Origin of the sequence: Cupriavidus oxalaticus, assembly GCF_004768545.1 — a bacterium.
GTDB classification, from domain to species: Bacteria; Pseudomonadota; Gammaproteobacteria; order Burkholderiales; family Burkholderiaceae; genus Cupriavidus; species Cupriavidus oxalaticus_A.
The window spans coordinates 3641945-3658988 of the sequence record NZ_CP038635.1; the positions used below are offsets into that span (position 1 = coordinate 3641945).

The 17044-nt window shown below is 66.0% G+C and carries 13 protein-coding genes; 8 read left to right on the top strand and 5 right to left on the bottom strand.

Translation table 11 applies throughout. The annotated features are described in order from the left end of the window. The first annotated feature begins 5 nt into the window (after window positions 1-5). The 3 genes from E0W60_RS27685 (at window position 6) to E0W60_RS27695 (ending at window position 4691) form a co-directional block, all read left to right on the top strand. On the top strand, window positions 6-410 hold the full coding sequence (locus tag E0W60_RS27685) for a thioredoxin family protein (protein WP_133096597.1): 405 nt from the start codon (window positions 6-8) through the stop codon (window positions 408-410). Between the two features lie 148 nt (window positions 411-558). After that, window positions 559-3261: a DNA topoisomerase III gene (locus E0W60_RS27690; RefSeq protein ID WP_133096598.1), complete on the top strand. Its 2703-nt coding sequence runs from the start codon at window positions 559-561 to the stop codon at window positions 3259-3261. Between the two features lie 113 nt (window positions 3262-3374). After that, on the top strand, window positions 3375-4691 hold the full coding sequence (locus tag E0W60_RS27695) for an IS4 family transposase (RefSeq protein WP_135704128.1): 1317 nt from the start codon (window positions 3375-3377) through the stop codon (window positions 4689-4691). Between the two features lie 81 nt (window positions 4692-4772). Here the strand turns inward: E0W60_RS27695 and E0W60_RS27700 are convergent, their stop codons facing one another. Next, window positions 4773-5714 carry a LysR family transcriptional regulator gene (locus E0W60_RS27700; RefSeq protein ID WP_133096599.1) on the bottom strand — a complete coding sequence of 314 codons (942 nt, stop codon included), beginning with the start codon at window positions 5712-5714 and terminating at the stop codon, window positions 4773-4775. 201 nt (window positions 5715-5915) lie between these two features. Between E0W60_RS27700 and E0W60_RS27705 the strand changes: the two genes are divergently transcribed. Next, window positions 5916-6203 carry a hypothetical protein gene (locus E0W60_RS27705; protein WP_431189894.1) on the top strand — a complete coding sequence of 96 codons (288 nt, stop codon included), beginning with the start codon at window positions 5916-5918 and terminating at the stop codon, window positions 6201-6203. Window positions 6204-6497: 294 nt separating this feature from the next. Here E0W60_RS27705 and E0W60_RS27710 read toward each other — a convergent pair whose 3' ends face one another. From E0W60_RS27710 to E0W60_RS27720, 3 genes are all read right to left on the bottom strand, one after another. Beyond that, on the bottom strand, window positions 6498-6953 hold the full coding sequence (locus E0W60_RS27710) for a hypothetical protein (RefSeq protein WP_133096601.1): 456 nt from the start codon (window positions 6951-6953) through the stop codon (window positions 6498-6500). A 227-nt stretch (window positions 6954-7180) separates the two neighbouring features. Then, complete coding sequence (locus tag E0W60_RS27715; RefSeq protein WP_012354346.1) at window positions 7181-7375, bottom strand: YbdD/YjiX family protein; 195 nt, start codon at window positions 7373-7375, stop codon at window positions 7181-7183. A 25-nt stretch (window positions 7376-7400) separates the two neighbouring features. Further along, entirely contained in the window at window positions 7401-9473 is a 2073-nt protein-coding gene (locus E0W60_RS27720) for a carbon starvation CstA family protein (protein WP_133096602.1), read from the bottom strand. 391 nt (window positions 9474-9864) lie between these two features. Between E0W60_RS27720 and E0W60_RS27725 the strand changes: the two genes are divergently transcribed. Then, a complete protein-coding gene (locus E0W60_RS27725; protein WP_133096603.1) occupies window positions 9865-11283 on the top strand; it encodes a cache domain-containing protein in 1419 nt (472 codons plus the stop codon). Then, window positions 11280-11954 carry a response regulator gene (locus E0W60_RS27730; protein WP_135706170.1) on the top strand — a complete coding sequence of 225 codons (675 nt, stop codon included), beginning with the start codon at window positions 11280-11282 and terminating at the stop codon, window positions 11952-11954. Before E0W60_RS27725 ends, E0W60_RS27730 begins: the two co-directional genes overlap by 4 nt. A 129-nt stretch (window positions 11955-12083) precedes the next feature. Here the strand turns inward: E0W60_RS27730 and E0W60_RS27735 are convergent, their stop codons facing one another. After that, complete coding sequence (locus E0W60_RS27735; protein WP_135706171.1) at window positions 12084-13940, bottom strand: phosphoenolpyruvate carboxykinase (GTP); 1857 nt, start codon at window positions 13938-13940, stop codon at window positions 12084-12086. A gap of 522 nt (window positions 13941-14462) precedes the next feature. Between E0W60_RS27735 and E0W60_RS27740 the strand changes: the two genes are divergently transcribed. Continuing rightward, window positions 14463-15488: a D-2-hydroxyacid dehydrogenase family protein gene (locus E0W60_RS27740; protein WP_135706172.1), complete on the top strand. Its 1026-nt coding sequence runs from the start codon at window positions 14463-14465 to the stop codon at window positions 15486-15488. A 278-nt stretch (window positions 15489-15766) separates the two neighbouring features. Beyond that, complete coding sequence (locus E0W60_RS27745; protein ID WP_133096607.1) at window positions 15767-16951, top strand: MFS transporter; 1185 nt, start codon at window positions 15767-15769, stop codon at window positions 16949-16951. Window positions 16952-17044: the final 93 nt, after the last annotated feature.

Sequence of the window (17044 nt, forward strand, 5' to 3'; positions counted from 1 at the left end):
ATGCCATGACCGTTTACTTTCCCGAGCGTGACGCCGCCGCGATTGCCGAATGCCTGGCGGCGCGGCCACAGGGCCGTCTGGTGGCTTGCCTGTGCGCGCAGTGGTGCGGTACCTGCCGGGACTACCTGAAGGCCCTGGAGACACTTGCCGGGCGCCATCCGCAGGACTGTTTCGTCTGGATCGATATCGAGACCCATGCCGATGCGCTCGGCGATATCGACATCGAGAACTTCCCGACGCTGCTGGTACAGCCGGCGTCGGGCGGCGCGCCGCAGTTCTATGGCACGCTGCTGCCGCATGTCGAGGTGCTGGACCGCATGCTGACGCGCGGTGGCGCGATGCCGGCAAGCGCCGAAGATGTGCCACAGGTGCTGGACTGGCTACTTGCCGGGGAGGCTGGCGCCGCCTAGGCGGTGCCGGCGACAACGATGGCGCTTGCTTGCACCGTCGTTGAAACCGCGCTTATTATTGGCGCCTCAAAGCCTCCCGGCGTTCTGATTACTACGTTTGCAGTGCAATTAGCGGGTTGCCGGAAGCGGCTCGCAAGGACCCTTTCCCATGTCAAAAGCCCTCATCATCGCGGAAAAACCGTCGGTCGCGGCGGATATCGCCCGTGCCCTCGGGGGGTTTACCAAGCACGACGAGTATTTCGAGAGCGACGACTACGTGCTGTCTTCGGCAGTTGGCCACCTGGTCGAGATCGCCGCCCCGGACGAATACGAGGTCAAGCGCGGCAAATGGAGTTTTGCCAACCTGCCGGTGATCCCGCCGCATTTTGACCTGCGCCCGATCGCCAAGACCGAGTCGCGCCTGAAGGTGCTGAACCGCCTGATCAAGCGCAAGGACGTGACCGGCCTGATCAACGCCTGCGACGCGGGGCGCGAGGGTGAACTGATCTTCCGCCTGATCGCGCAGCAGGCCAAGGCCAAACAGCCGATCCGCCGCCTGTGGCTGCAGTCGATGACGCCGCAGGCCATCCGCGACGGCTTCGCCAGCCTGCGCGAGGACGAGGACATGCTGCCGCTGGCCGACGCCGCACGCTGCCGTTCCGAGGCCGACTGGCTGGTCGGCATCAACGGCACGCGCGCGATGACCGCCTTCAACAGCAAGGGCGGCGGCTTCTTCCTGACCACCGTGGGCCGCGTGCAGACGCCGACGCTGTCGATCGTGGTCGAGCGCGAAGAGAAGATCAAGCACTTCGTCCCGCGCGACTACTGGGAAGTGCGCGCCGAGTTCATCGCCGCCGCGGGCCTGTACGAAGGCCGCTGGTTCGACCCCAAGTTCAAGAAGAGCGAGTTCGATCCCGAGGCGCGCGAGTCGCGCCTGTGGAGCGAGGCCGAGGCCAAGAGCATCGTTGCCGCCTGCCGCGACAAGCCAGGCACCGTCACCGAGGAATCCAAGCCGTCGACGCAGCAGTCGCCGGCACTGTTCGACCTGACCACGCTGCAGCGCGAGGCCAACTCGCGTTTCGGCTTCTCGGCCAAGAACACGCTGGGCCTGGCGCAGGCGCTGTATGAGAAGCACAAGGTCCTGACCTACCCGCGTACCGACGCCCGCGCGCTGCCCGAAGACTACATGGACACGGTCAAGCAGACCATGGACATGCTGGCCGACAGCTCGCCCAACTACCTGCCGCACGCGAAGAAGATCCTGTCGCAGGGCTGGGTACGCCCGAACAAGAAGATCTTCGACAACAGCAAGATCAGCGACCACTTCGCCATCATCCCGACGCTGCAGGCGCCAAAGAATCTGTCGGAGCCGGAACAGAAGCTGTATGACCTGGTGGTGCGCCGCTTCCTGGCGGTGTTCTTCCCGGCCGCCGAGTTCCAGGTCACGACCCGCATCACCGAAGTTGCCGGACACCACTTCAAGACCGAAGGCAAGGTGCTGGTCAACCCCGGCTGGCTGGTGATCTATGGCCGCGAGGCGCAAGGCGACAAGGATGCCGCCAACCTGGTGCCGGTGGCCAAGGACGAGAAAGTCAAGACCGACAAGGTCGAGAGCGTCGGCCTGACCACCAAGCCGCCCGCGCGCTACAACGAAGCCACGCTGCTGTCGGCCATGGAAGGCGCCGGCAAGCTGGTGGACGACGACGCGCTGCGCGAGGCCATGGCCGGCAAGGGCCTGGGCACCCCGGCCACGCGCGCGGCGATCATCGAAGGCCTGCTGACCGAGAAGTACCTGGTGCGCGAAGGCCGCGAGCTGATCCCCACCGCCAAGGCGTTCCAGCTGATGACGCTGCTGCGCGGGCTGGGCGTGCAGGAACTGACGCAGGCCGAACTGACCGGCGAGTGGGAGCACAAGCTCTCGCAGATCGAGCGCGGGCGCCTGAAGCGCGACGAGTTCATGCTCGAGATCGCGCAGATGACGCAGCAGATCGTCAAGCGCGCCAAGGAATACGACAGCGACACCATCCCGGGCGACTACGCCACGCTGGACACGCCCTGCCCGCAGTGCGGCGGGCAGGTCAAGGAGAACTATCGCCGCTTCGCCTGCACCGCGTGCGAGTTCTCGATCAGCAAGATCCCCGGCGGGCGCCAGTTCGAGATCGAAGAGGTCGAGGAACTGCTGCTGAAGAAGGAAATCGGTCCGCTGCAGGGCTTCCGCAGCAAGATGGGCCGCCCGTTCGCCGCCATCCTCAAGCTGGGCAAGGACGACGAAGGCAATTTCAAGATGGAGTTCGACTTCGGCCAGAATGACGACGAGGGCGACGGCGAGCCGGTCGACTTCAGCGGCCAGGAGCCGGTCGGCACCTGCCCCAAGTGCGGCGGCGCGGTGTTCGAGCACGGCATGAAGTACGTCTGCGAGAACAGCGTGGCCAGCCCCAAGAGCTGCGACTTCACCACCGGCAAGATCATCCTGCAGCAGGAGATCAGCCGCGAGCAGATCGGCAAGCTGCTCAATGACGGCAAGACCGACCTGCTGACCGGCTTCAAGTCGTCGCGCACCGGCCGCAACTTCAAGGCCTTCCTGGTCAAGCAGCCGGACGGCAAGATCGGCTTCGAGTTCGAGGCGCGCGAGCCCAAGCCGGGCGCCAAGACTGCGGCAAAGACGGGATCGCGTGGCGCGGCCAAGGTGGCCGATGCCGAGCCGGCGGAGGCACCGGAGGGCAAGGCGTCGGCCAAGACCGCGGCCACGAAGACGGCCACAAAGACAGCGGCGAAGACGGCAGCGAAGAAGACCGCCGCCACCAAGACCGCGGCCAAGAAGGTGCCCGCCAAGAGCGCGGCGCGCAAGACCGCTGTCGAAGCGGGCGAGTGACACCGTAACGGCAAAGGGGCCCGCAAGGGCTAATGCCGTTCAGTTAAGTCTGAACGGCATTTTTCTTTGCAGGGGTTGTAAACAAGGTGTCGAGCTGTTAACTTGCCGTTCCGATGCTATCGGAACAAGTCCACGCCACCCTTGAGCTTAGTGAGCCGGCCAGTTTTGCCCGGCTCAGCGAGCACCTGCCGATGGCTTGGATTGAGCAAGCGCTGGCAGCCTCGGGGACAGCGTCCGTTCGCCGGCGCCGACTGCCAGCAGAGCAGGTGGTCTGGCTGGTCATCGCGCTGGCGCTCTATCGGCACCAATCGATTCCCGATGTGCTGGAGACGCTGGACCTGGCACTGCCCAACGATGCCAACGCCTGTGTCAGCAAGAGCGGGATCGCCCAAGCCCGCGAGCGGCTTGGAGACAAGCCTCTGTTGTGGCTGTTCGAGCAGACCGCACGGGCGTGGGTGGCTCAGGATGCTGCGCACTACAAATGGAAGGGCTTGGCGCTTTACGCCATGGATGGGACCACCTTCCGCACTGCCGATAGCCCTGAGAATCGCCTCCACTTTGGCGCGCAGAGCTACGCCAGCGGCAAGGTCGCCAGCTATCCACAAGTCCGCGGGGTCTCGCTCACGGCTGTTCCCACCCATCTTGTTGCCGATATCGCCTTTGGCTGCTATGGGCGCAACGAGATGCTCTATGCCAAGGAGCTCATTGAGCGGATCCCGGATCATTCGTTAACGATCTTTGACAAGGGCTTTCTGGCCGCAGAGATCCTGTGGGGCTTGCGCATGGGCGGCAGCGAGCGCCACTTCCTGATCCCCGCTAAGAAGAATCTGCAGTGGGAGTTGCTCTCAGGCAACGAGGGCGATGGCATCGTCCAGATGAAGGTCTCGCCTCAGGCTCGCCGCAAGAATCCTGCCTTGCCAGAGACTTGGACAGCTCGCGCGATCCGGGACGAGGACTCAGACCGCGTCCTGTTGACCTCGTTGACAGACCGTCGGCGCTTCAAGGCAGCCGACATCATTGGGTGCTACAAGCGCCGTTGGGAAATCGAAACCAGCTATCGGGAACTGAAGCAGACGATGCTCGGGGCCGAACTGACCTTGCGCAGCCGCCAGCCTGAGGGCGTGCATCAGGAAATCTGGGGGGCACTGATTGCGTACAACCTGGTGCGTCTGGAGATGGCCAAGGCTGCGCTCGAGGCCCGCGCCGAGCCCACCGACTTGAGCTTTGTGCTGGCCTTGCGCCTGATACAGGGCGAGTTGATCTGGGCAGCCGGCATGGCCCCAGGCAAGCTGCCGGCCCACCTGCAGCGCATGCGCGCCAAACTTCAGTTGGCGATCGTCCAAAAGCGACGGGGGCGTAAGTGCCCCCGTGAAGTCAAAGCCCTGCCTAAGCGCTACACCGTCCGGTTCCTCAGAAAGGACCTTAACTGAACGGCATTAGCCCGCAAGGGCCCCTTTTGCAATCCGGAATCAGCCGCCGGCCCTTCCCAGGACTTCCAGGACTTCCAGGACTTACGTGCTGACGCTATGCGCCGGGTGCCGCGGCTCGGCGTCCTCCGCCTTGCCCTTCACCTGCCCTTCCTCCAGCAGGAAATCGATAAACGCACGGACCTTGGTCGGCAGGAACTTCCGGCTCGGGTAGACCACGCTGACGTCCCGCCGTGGCAACTGATACTGCGGCAACACATGGACCAGCTTGCCAGATTCGATATTCGGCCGGGCCAGGTAGGAAGACAGCATGGCCACGCCCATATTGGCCAGCGCAGCCTGGTGCGCCAGCTCGGCATTGCTGCACAGCAGGCCAGGGCGGATCGGCACGGTCACCTCGCCCTCGGGCCCGAGCAGCGTCCATTCGTGTTCGGCGTTGGGCAGCCGCATCGCGATGCAGCGATGGTGGCTCAGCTCGTGCGCATGGCGCAGCGGCGCGTGCGCGGCCACGTAGCCGGGCGATGCACACAGGATCACTTCGGCCGACAGCAGCGGGCGTGCCACAAGATGCGAGCCCAGTCCCAGGTCTGACAGCATTACGGCCACGTCGCGGCCTTCCTCGACGATGTCGACGTTGCGGTCAGACAGCAGCACGTCGAACACCACATCCGGATAGAGCTGCTGGAAGCGCGATAGCAGTTCGGGCAGCAGGTGCAGGCCGAACATCACCGGCGTCACCAGCCGCAGCGTGCCCGACAGCGACTGGCTGCGCGCGGCGACCACGCTTTCGGCCTCTTCCACATCCTCGAGGATCTGCTGGCAGCGCTGCAGGTAGGTTTCGCCGGCGTCGGTCAGCGACAGGCTGCGAGTGGTCCGGTTCAGCAGCCGGGTGCCCAGGTGGCTTTCCAGGTCGGCGACGTAGCGGGTGACCACGGCGTTGGACATTTCCAGCTGTTGCGCTGCACGCGCGAAGCTTCCCAGTTCCACCACCTTGGAAAACACACGCATCGATTGCAGGCGATCCATGACATAGTCTCCCGTTTCTGCGCTGAATCCTTACGCGTTCAGGCTGCTTTATTGTTGGAATCAGAACTAATCATTGTGGATCCTGATATTTATTGATATGAGGGAAATGCCTAATATCTACCCATCGGATGCCGCAATGCAACAATCCTGTTTCGCCAAAGTGCTGGCGGAGGCATCCAAGCTATAAAGAAGGCCTGAATCATGAAAAACCGCTCCGCCCTGATCGCTGTCGCCACCATCGCCGCTGCCCTGTCCGCTTCGCCGGCCTTTGCCAAGGCAGGCAAGTTCGATGTGTTCACCGACGGTGCCAAGGCGGCCAAGTACGACGTCTACACGGACGGCGCCAAGGCCGGCAAGTACGACGTGTTCGCTGACGGTGCCAAGGCTGGCAAGTTCGACACCTACACCAATGGCGCCCGCGCCGGCAAGTTCGACGCCTTTGCCGACGGCGCAAAGTACGAAACCGGTACCGATCGCGCGCCGCTGTAAGGGGCCCGTCCCTCCGGGGTCCGCTACCGCAACAAGGCTCCTGCACGCGCGATCCGGGGCCGCTCCTCCCCAGAGCGGCCCCTTCTGTTTCTGCCTGGTCTCCAACCGGCTTTGGGAGAGAGTCAAACGCCCTCTCCCGCTTTATTGGAGAAGAAGCCCGCAACCGGCATGTCCGGCTGCGGGCTTCTTTGTTTCGGTGCGCGGCAGGTCGGGCGCCGCACTGAAATCGATTATGCCAGACGGCACAAATAAGAAACGGGCCCTTGCGGCCCGTTTTTGCTTCACCCCGGCAGATCAGTCGTGATCGTGGTGATGGCGATGCTTGTGCTTCTTGTGCTTGTAGTGGCCGTTGTTGTAATAACGACGGTCGTCTGCATACGAATTGCTGCGCGAGATATTGCCGCCCAGCGCCGCACCGGCACCGCCCCCCAGGCCGGCGCCAATCAGGCCGCCGGTACGGCCGCCCATGGCGTTGCCCGCCGCGGTACCCGCGCCACCGCCCAGCGCGCCGCCGATGATGGCGCCGGTGCGCTCGCGGCGGTTGGACGTCACGGCGCCGCCTGCGCCGCCACCCACCGCACCACCGATCACTGCGCCGGTGCTGCCGCCGAGCGCGCCGCCCACTGCGGCACCGGCGACGCCGCCGAGCGCGCCGCCCAGGGCGTTGTTCATGTCGCCCGCGAAGGCCGGCAGCGCGCTGGCCGCCAGGGCGAGGGCAATGGTCAGATTGCGAACGGGATGGCGAGTCATATGTCTTGTCCTTTGAATTGCCATGATGTGTCGCAAGTGTAGAGAAGGAGCCCCACGCTTGCTGTAACTACCTGTAAAGCCCTGTAACCCCCTACAGAAACGGCGTAACTGGGCAATAAAAGCGCGGTGAAAATACAACACCTAACAAAAAGACAGGCGATCATGTGATCGCCTGTCTGCTTTGTCTGCACCCGGGCCAGGGCCCGGATGCGTATTTTACCGTGTGCTCAGCAGCACTTGCCCTGCCCGCCGCCGTAGCGCGCTTCCTGGCGCTCGCGGAAGAACTCTTCGTAGCTCATCGGCGCGCGGTCCGGATGCGTGCTCTCCATGTGCGCCACATAGGTCTGGTAGTCGGGCAAGCCGACCATCAGCCGCAGCGACTGCCCGAGATAACGCCCCATCGTTCCCAGTTGTTCCAGCATGGCGGACTCCTTGTCGAGGTCAGGGTCAGGACTGGGCCGAAGCCGCGCCTGGCAGCGGCTCGAACGGCGTTTCCTTGTCGGTCGGGCGGTTCACCGCGCGGGCCTGCAGCGCGGTCTTGAAGCCATAGAACACGATCGACAGCACCACCACCATGAACAGCGCGCACAGGCCGGCGTCCAGGTAGTCGTTGAAGACGATGCGGTGCATCTGCTCCATCGACTTGGCCGGGGCCAGCACCTTGCCTTCGGCAATGGCGGCGCTGAACTTGGCGGCGTGGGTCAGGAAACTGACCTTCGGGTCGGCGTGGAACAGCTTCTGCCAGCCGGCAGTCAGCGTGCAGATCAGCAGCCAGACGGTCGGCACCAGCGTGACCCAGGCGTACTGGCCGCGCTTCATCTTGACCAGCACGCAGGTACCCAGCACCAGCGCCACCGCGGCCAGCATCTGGTTGGAGATGCCGAACAGCGGCCACAGGGTGTTGATGCCGCCCAGCGGATCGACCACGCCCTGGTACAGGAAGTAGCCCCAGGCCGCCACGCACAGCCCGGTGGCGATCAGGTTGGCGGGCAGCGAGTCGGTCTTGCGCATCGACGGGATAAAGCTGCCCAGCAGGTCCTGCAGCATGAAGCGGCCGGCACGGGTGCCCGCGTCGACGGCGGTCAGGATGAACAGTGCCTCGAACAGGATCGCGAAGTGGTACCAGAACGCCATCATGGCCTGGCCGCCCACCACCTGGTGCAGGATGTGCGCGATGCCCACGGCCAGCGTCGGCGCGCCGCCGGCGCGCGAGATGATGGTGTTCTCGCCGACGTCCTTGGCGGTCTGCACCAGCACGTCAGGCGTGATCACGAAGCCCCAGGTCGAGACCGCCTGCGCCACCGCTTCCGGCGTGGTGCCGATCACGGCCGCGGGGCTGTTCATGGCGAAGTACACGCCCGGCTCGATCACCGCGGCGGCCACCAGCGCCATGATGGCGACGAAGGACTCGGCCAGCATCGCGCCGTAGCCGATGAAGCGCGCGTGGGTCTCGTTCTCCAGCAGCTTGGGCGTGGTGCCCGACGAGATCAGCGCATGGAAGCCCGACACCGCGCCGCAGGCGATGGTGATGAACAGGAACGGGAACAGGTTGCCCGACCACACCGGGCCGCCGCCCTCGGCGAACTGCGTGAAGGCCGGCATCTTCAGCTCCGGCGCCACGATCACGATGCCCACCGCCAGCGCGATGATGGTGCCGATCTTCAGGAAGGTCGACAGGTAGTCGCGCGGGGCCAGCAGCAGCCACACCGGCAGCACGGCGGCGATGAAGCCGTAAATGATCAGCATCCAGGTCAGCGCCTTGCCGTCGTAGGTGAACAGCGGGGCCAGCGTCGCGCTTTCATGCACGTACTGGCCGCCGATGATCGCCATCATCAGCAGCACGAAGCCGATCACGGATACTTCGCCGATGCGGCCCGGACGGATGTAGCGGGTGTAGATGCCCATGAAGATGGCGATGGGGATGGTCACCGCCACGGTGAAGGTGCCCCACGGCGAATCGGCCAGCGCCTTCACCACGATCAGCGCCAGCACCGCCAGGATGATGATCATGATCATGAAGCAGCCGAACAGCGCGATCAGGCCCGGCACCGTGCCCATTTCGGACTTGACCAGGTCGCCCAGCGAGCGGCCGTCGCGGCGCGTGGAGATGAACAGCACCATGAAGTCCTGCACCGCGCCGGCGAATACCACGCCGGCCAGCAGCCACAGCATGCCGGGCATGTAGCCCATCTGCGCGGCCAGCACCGGGCCGACCAGCGGGCCGGCCCCGGCGATCGCGGCGAAGTGGTGGCCGAACAGAACCGCCTTGTTGGTCGGCACGTAGTCCAGGCCGTCGTTATGGCGCCAGGCCGGCGTCATGCGTTTCGGGTCGAGCTGCATCACCTTGTCGGCGATAAAGCGGCTGTAGTAGCGGTAGGCGATCAGGTATATGCAGAGCGCGGCGACCACGATCCACAGTGCGCTGACGGCCTCGCCGCGCGCCAGCGCGACGGTGCCGAAGGCAAACGCGCCGAGCACGGCGACGGCCAGCCACACCAGGTGTTCTCCGATGCGATTCATAGTGAAGGTCTCCTCAGACCGGGATTTGGAAAGCCTGCGGCGGCGAAGGACTGGTAACTGGCAACGGGCTGGGTTGGCGGCGGGCGCGCCTGGGCGGGCAGCTGGGCAATCCGGCGGTGAAGGTGTCTCCTGGGATCTGGCTGCTGCTCGCCCGGTTCGTGTCGTTTCCGGATCTCGTCTTGCAGGCAGGCGGTGCACCATCCGGATAGGCCGGTGCACCAGCTGCGTGGATACGCGCGCCTTGTTGGGGCGGCCTGCGCATCCGGCGTGTAGTATTGACACCCGCCAAACCCCGCACAAGCGCGTAACTACGCAGCACTTCTGCGTAGTACTACGCAAATCGACGGTGGCATGCCGCCTGCGCGGCATCGGTGTTTACCCCCGGTCCTGTATGAAACTCCGCCAGAAGATCCTGTTGCTCGCGGTGGCGCCCCTTGCGGTGGCCATGCTGGGCATCGCGCTTGCCGTGCGCTACCAGGCGACCCAGCTCGCGCAGCATGAGCGCGCGCTGGTCGAAGCCGCTTACCTGCAAAGCAAGGAAATGGAGCTGCGCCACTACGTAGAACTGGCGCAGAGCGCGATCGCGCCGATGGTGCGGTCGGGCCGCACTGATCTGGCCACGCGCCAGGCGGCAATGGAGGCGCTGGCCCGGCTCGACTACGGGCCGGACGGCTATTTCTTCCTGTACGACCTGCAGGGCCGCAACCTGATGCACCCGCGCCAACCCGAGCTGGTCGGCCAGGACTTGTGGACCATGCGCGACCCGCAGGGATCGCTCACCATCCAGCAGCTGATCGCGGCGGCCAGGGGCGGAGGCGGCGCGGTGCGGTACCTGTGGAAAAAGCCGTCATCGCAGCAACTGGTACCCAAGCTCGGCTACGTGGTGTCGGTGCCCGAATGGGGCTGGATGCTCGGCACCGGCATCTACCTGGACGACGTGGAAAGCACGCTGCGCCAGCTCGATGCCCGTGCCGAGACCGATATCCGGGAGACCATGGCCTGGATCGGCGTGATCGCCGCGATCAGCATCCTGCTGGTAGCGGCCAGCGGCCTCGCGCTCAATGTCAGCGAGCATCGCGAGGCCGATGCCAAGCTGCGCCAGCTTGCGCAGCGGGTGGTGCAGTCGCAGGAGGAGGAGCGGGCACGGCTGTCGCGCGAACTGCACGACGGCATCAGCCAGTTGCTGGTGTCGGTCAAGCTGGTGCTGGAAACCGCTACCAACCGGCTGCGGCTGGCTCCGACCGAAGGCGCCGCGGTGGCGCCGGTGCTGGGCATGGCGCTGAACCGGCTCGACACGGTTTTCAATGAAGTGCGGCGGGTGGCGCGCAATTTGCGGCCGGCATTGCTGGACGACCTCGGTCTCTTTGCCGCGCTCCAGCACCTGGCGCGCGAGATGCAGGGCGGCAGCCGGCTGCAGATCTCGGTGATTCAGTCAGGTACCCCGCGCGAGTTGCCCGACGAGCAGGCCACCGCGCTGTTCCGCATCGCCCAGGAGGCGCTGACCAACGTGGAACGCCACGCAAACGCCCGGCACGTCAGCGTGTCGCTGGCATTCGACGCCGACGCCACCCGGCTCACGGTGCGCGACGACGGCGCCGGTTTCGACGTGCCGAGCATGCAGCGCGATCCCCGGCGCGGCATCGGCCTGCGCAACCTGGGCGAGCGCATCGCCGCGTTGTGCGGGCAGTTCGATATTGTTTCCGGCACCGGCGGCACCGAGCTGGTGGCGTCGCTGCCCCTGGCGAAGCCTGCGCCAAAGCCCGCAGCCGTTTCGCATGATCCTGTTTCCGCCGGACCTTCGCAGTCATGACACGTTCCCCTGAATCGAGCCACACCGGCGCACCGGCGCGCGTATTGCTGATCGACGATCACGCGCTGGTGCGCGACGGCATGCGCATGCACCTGGCGCTGCAGCCGGGGCTGCGCGTGGTCGGCGAGGCCGATGGCGGCGAGGCGGCGCTCGCGTGGCTGGACCGTGCCGGCGAGGCCGACCTGCCGGACCTGGTGATCACCGATATCGGCATGCGCGGCATGGGCGGCATTGCGCTGGCGGCCGCGCTCCATGACCGGTATCCGGAGCTGGCGGTACTGATCGTGTCGATGCACGACAACCTGGAGTATGTGCGGCAGGCAGTGCGGGCGGGGGCGCGGGGCTATGTGCTGAAGGATGCGCCGGCCGATGAGCTGATGGCGGCGATCCAGTCGGTGCTGGCGGGGCGGGTGTTCTACAGTGCCCGCATCGCGCGCGGCATGGCCGAGCAGAGCCCGGGACCGCTGGATGCGCTGACCCGGCGCGAGCGCGACATCCTGGGCTGCATCGGGCGCGGGATGGCCAACAAGGAGATTGCGGCGCAACTGGGCGTATCGGTGCGGACGGTCGAAACACACCGGCTCAACCTGAAACGCAAGCTGGGGATCGAAGGGCGCTCGGGGTTGGTGAAGTATGCGGTGGAGACGCTGGGGGATAGCGAGGGGGGCTGACAGGCCCCCAGGACGCCGAAAAGGAGTGCGGTTCTGGGTGCTCCCAGGCCGCCCGAACTCGCCTTGGCAAGGTGTTCTCCCTCTCCCCTCACGGACCTCACGGGGAGAGGGGAGCAAACCGGCAGCGGCTTAGCCCTCCAGCCGCTTGCCCAGCGCCGCGCGCGTTTCCGCCAGCGCCTGCGGCAGGCGATGATTCAGCTGCGTGAACAGCGCATCATGCAGCGCCAGTTCCTCCCGCCAGGCATCGCGATCAATCGAGGTCACCTGCGCAAATTGCGCCGGGGAGAACTCCACCCCATTCCAGTTCAGATCCTCATATCGCGGCGTCGTGCCAAACATGTGTTCGGCGCCCTGCCCCTTGCCTTCCACGCGATCGATCATCCACGACAGCACGCGCATGTTGTCGCCGAAGCCCGGCCACACGAAGTTGCCGTCGGCGTCCTTGCGGAACCAGTTGACGCAGTAGATCTTCGGCAGCTTCGCGCCCGCGACTTCCAGCTTCTGGCCCAGTGCCAGCCAGTGGCCGAAGTAGTCGCTCATGTTGTAGCCGCAGAACGGCAGCATGGCGAACGGGTCGCGGCGCACCACGCCTTGCTGGCCAGCGGCCGCGGCGGTGGTTTCCGAACCCATGGTGGCGGCCATGTACACGCCTTCGGTCCAGTTGCGGGCCTCGGTCACCAGCGGCACGGTGGTCGAGCGGCGGCCGCCGAAGATGAACGCATCAATGGGTACGCCGGCCGGGTTGTCCCAGCTCTCGTCGATCGACGGGCACTGCGACGCCGGCGCGGTGAAGCGCGAGTTCGGGTGGGCAGCCTTGGCGCCGGTCTCCCTGGCGATTTCCGGGGTCCAGTCCTTGCCCTGCCAGTCGATCAGGTGAGCCGGCGCTTCTTTGGTCATGCCTTCCCACCACACGTCGCCGTCGTCGGTCAGCGCCACGTTGGTGAAGATGACGTTCTCCTTCAGCGTCGCCATCGCGTTGTAGTTGGTCTTCTCGCTGGTGCCCGGGGCCACGCCGAAGAAGCCGGCTTCCGGGTTGATCGCGTACAGGCGGCCATCCTGGCCCGGCTTGATCCAGGCGATGTCGTCGCCGATGGTGGTGACCTTCCAGCCCTCGAAGCCCTTGGGCGGAATCAGCATGGCGAAGTTGGTCTTGCCGCAGGCCGACGGGAACGCCGCGGCCACGTGGTACTTCTTGCCCTCGGGCGAGGTTACGCCCAGGATCAGCATGTGCTCGGCGAGCCAGCCTTCATCGCGGCCCATGGTCGACGCAATGCGCAGCGCAAAACACTTTTTGCCCAGCAGCGCGTTGCCGCCGTAGCCCGAGCCGAACGACCAGATCTCGCGCGTTTCCGGGAAATGGACGATGTACTTGGTCGGGTTGCACGGCCACGGCACGTCCTTCTCGCCGGCGGCGAGCGGCTTGCCGACGGTGTGCACGCACGGCACGAACTCGCCGTCGGTGCCCAGCACGTCATACACGGCCCGGCCCATGCGCGTCATGATGCGCATATTGACCGCCACATACGGCGAATCGGACAGTTCCACGCCGATATGGGCGATCGGCGAGCCCAGCGGGCCCATCGAGAACGGCACCACGTACAGCGTGCGGCCGCGCATGCAGCCTTCGAACAGGCCATTCAGCGTCTGGCGCATCTCGGCCGGGGCGGTCCAGTTGTTGGTGGGGCCGGCGTCTTCCTGCCGTTCCGAGCAGATAAAGGTGCGGTCTTCAACGCGGGCCACGTCCGACGGATCCGACAGCGCCAGGAACGAGTTCTTGCGCTTGGCCGGGTTCAGCCGCTTCATGGTGCCGGCGGCGACCATCTGCTCGCACAGGCGGTCATATTCTTCCTGCGAGCCGTCGCACCAGTAGATATTGTCGGGCTTGGTCAGCGCGGCGATTCCGGCGACCCAGGCAACCAGCTTGGGGTGCTTGACCCAGGCCGGGGCATTCACTGGCGCCGTGCCTTGCATCGAGGGGTGGTTCATACTGCAACTCCAGGTTTGTAAAGGGAAGGAAGGGAAGGAAACCTTGCAAAGCCTGGCCGGCGGGCGGTTGGTCCGTTGCTCGCGCGGGGGACGGAATCGCGGGATCGCGGCATGGGAGATGGCCCTGTCCCGATCGTCACATCCCGTTACAACTCCGCGGCGGCCCGTGTTGTGCAAAAGGTCGCGGCGGTCCCTGCGGCTGCGCTACAGTTGCGCTTCGCCCGCGCAGGGGTATCTGCGCGCGCCGGGCGGGCTTTGTCCGGCGGCAACCGCGTGTCGGGAGCAAGGCTCGACCGACAATCCGCGGCGGCACCGGAGCGGGCAAGGATACCACTGGCGCACCCCCCTGTTTTTTGCTGCGCAACAATTGACGCCGTTGTTTCGCAAGAGATGTTCCACCTCGCGGCGGGCCGGCATGCTGGCGCCGACGCTGGGTTATCCACAATACTGTTGGGCGGCGCGCGGCTCGGTTGCCGCGCGCACCAACCGGCACAAGCGCCGGAAGACAAACCAGAGTTGCCGATGAAGATTGCCGTACTCGACGATTACCAGGACGCCGTGCGCAAGCTGCCGTGCTTCAGCCTGCTGGAGGGACACGACGTCAAGGTGTTCAACAACACCGTTAAGGGCGTGGGCCAGCTGGCAGCGCGCCTGTCGGACGTGGAAGCCGTGGTGCTGATCCGCGAACGCACCCGTATCACCCGGCAACTGCTGGAAAAACTGCCGAAACTGAAGCTGATCAGCCAGACCGGCAAGGTCGGCGCCGGTCCGGGCAGCCATATCGACCTGGATGCCGCCACCGACCGCGGCGTGGCGGTGCTGGAAGGCGTCGGCTCGCCGGTGGCGCCGGCCGAGCTGACCTGGGCGCTGATCATGGCCGCGCAGCGGCGCATTCCGCAGTACGTGGCCAGCCTCAAGCACGGCGCGTGGCAGCAATCGGGGCTGAAATCGACCACCATGCCGCCCAACTTCGGGCTGGGCCAGATGCTGCGCGGCCAGACCCTGGGCATCTGGGGCTACGGCAAGATCGGCCGCCTGCTGGCCGGCTATGGCAAGGCCTTCGGCATGCGGGTGATGGTGTGGGGCCGCGAGGCCTCGCTGGAGGCCGCGCGCGCCGACGGGCTGGACGTGGCCGCCTCCAAGGACCAGTTTTTTGCCGACAGCGACGTTTTGTCGCTGCACCTGCGGCTGAACGACGACACCCGCGGCATCGTCAAGCTGACCGACCTGACGCGGATGAAGCCCACCGCGCTGTTCGTCAACACCAGCCGCGCCGAGCTGCTGGAAGAGAACGCGCTGGTCACCGCGCTTAACCGCGGCCGCCCGGGCATGGCGGCGGTCGACGTGTTCGAATCCGAGCCGATCCTGCAGGGGCACGCGCTGCTGCGCATGGAGAACTGCATCTGCACGCCGCACCTGGGCTATGTCGAGCGCGACAGCTATGAGCTGTACTTCCGCACGGCTTTCCAGAACATCCTGGACGTGCTGGGCGGCAATCACGGCTGCATCGTCAATCCCAAGGCGTTGACACCGGCGCTGTCGCGCTGAGGCGTTACGGTAGCTGCCGGGGCGGGTCGGCGCTGGCATTCCGCCTCGCGTCACTTCGTAGAGGCTCCCCCACCCCTCTCCCACTTCGCGGGAGCGAGCGCGGCAGAGGGGAGCCTGGTTCACATGGCGTGGGCTATGGCCAGGGCGGATTGCGCTGTCAACGCGAATCCGCCAATCCCGCTACACTCGGGACTTCCCTAACCGCCGGCCGCAACGGCCATGGCGGCAGCCCCGACAACAACAAGCGCCCGCGCGCACCCCCTCTTCCCAAGGCCGGCATGGATCCCAGGCTCGTGACGCTCTGCGTCGGCAATTTCGTCATCGGCACCGGCGCGATGATCGTGACCGGCATGTTGAACGATATTGCCGGGGATTTCGGGCTGGGCGCGGCCAGTGCCGGGCAGCTGATTTCAGTATTCGCGCTGGCCACCTGCGTGGGCGCGCCGCTGTTTGCCACGCTGGGTTCGCGCATCGACCGCCGCTTGCTGCTGGCGGGGTCGCTGCTGGTCTATGCGGTGATGCACCTGGCGGCCGCCTTTGCGCCCAGCTTCGCGGCGCTGATGGTGATCCGCTTCCTGACGGCGATCGGCGCCGCCATCTACACACCGCAGACCGCGGCGACGCTGCCGCTGCTGGTCAATGCGCAGACGCGCGGCCGTGCCATCAGCTTTGTCTTCCTGGGCTGGAGCGTCGCCAGCGTGGTGGGCGTGCCACTGGGCACCTGGATCTCGACCACGCTGGGCTGGCGCGTCAGCATGGGCCTGGTGGGCGCACTGGCGCTGCTGGTGTCGGCGGCGGTCTGGCGGGCGCTGCCGCGCGGGCTGTACGTGGAGCCGGTGGGGCGCGAGGCCTGGGCCGCGGTGCTGCGCCACAAGCCGGTCATGCTGGTGGTGCTGACCACCATGGTGTCGTCGGCCGGCATGTTCACCATGTTTACCTATGTCGCGCCGCTGATGCGCGATGTCTACGGCATCAGCGGCGGCGCGCTCAGCCTGATGTTCCTGGCCTATGGCGCCTGCGGCGTGTTCGGCAATGCGCTGGCGGCGTCGCGCATGGATCGCGTCACCCCGAGCCGGATCGTGCAGGTGGCCCTGCTGACCTCGGTGACCGCCATGGTGCTGTGGCCGCTGGCGGGCCTGGGCGGCGTGGCGCTGGTGCTGCTGTTCATGCTGTGGGGGCTGGGCGGGTTTGCCACCAACAGCGCGCAGCAGGCGCGGCTGGTCTTGCTGGCGCCGGAGCGCGCCTCGGCCTCGATCTCGCTGAACTCTTCGTCGATCTACCTCGGGCAGGCTGCAGGCGCGATGGCCGGCGCCGGCATCTATACCCTGGCCGGGGTCGATTCGCTGCACTGGGGCGCCGCGGCGCTGATGCTGGCGGCGCTGGCGGTGTCGCAGCGCGCCCGTTCGCTGGGCTGCCAGTGGCAGCGCCCGCAGGCTCCGCAGCAGGCTCCCAACGCCGGCTGAAACCAAGGCCCGGGGGCGTCCTGTCCCCGGGAGCGACCTGCCTCGCCGTGCACGCGGCGTCTTGTGAGGCACCGCACGAAGCACTTGTCCACA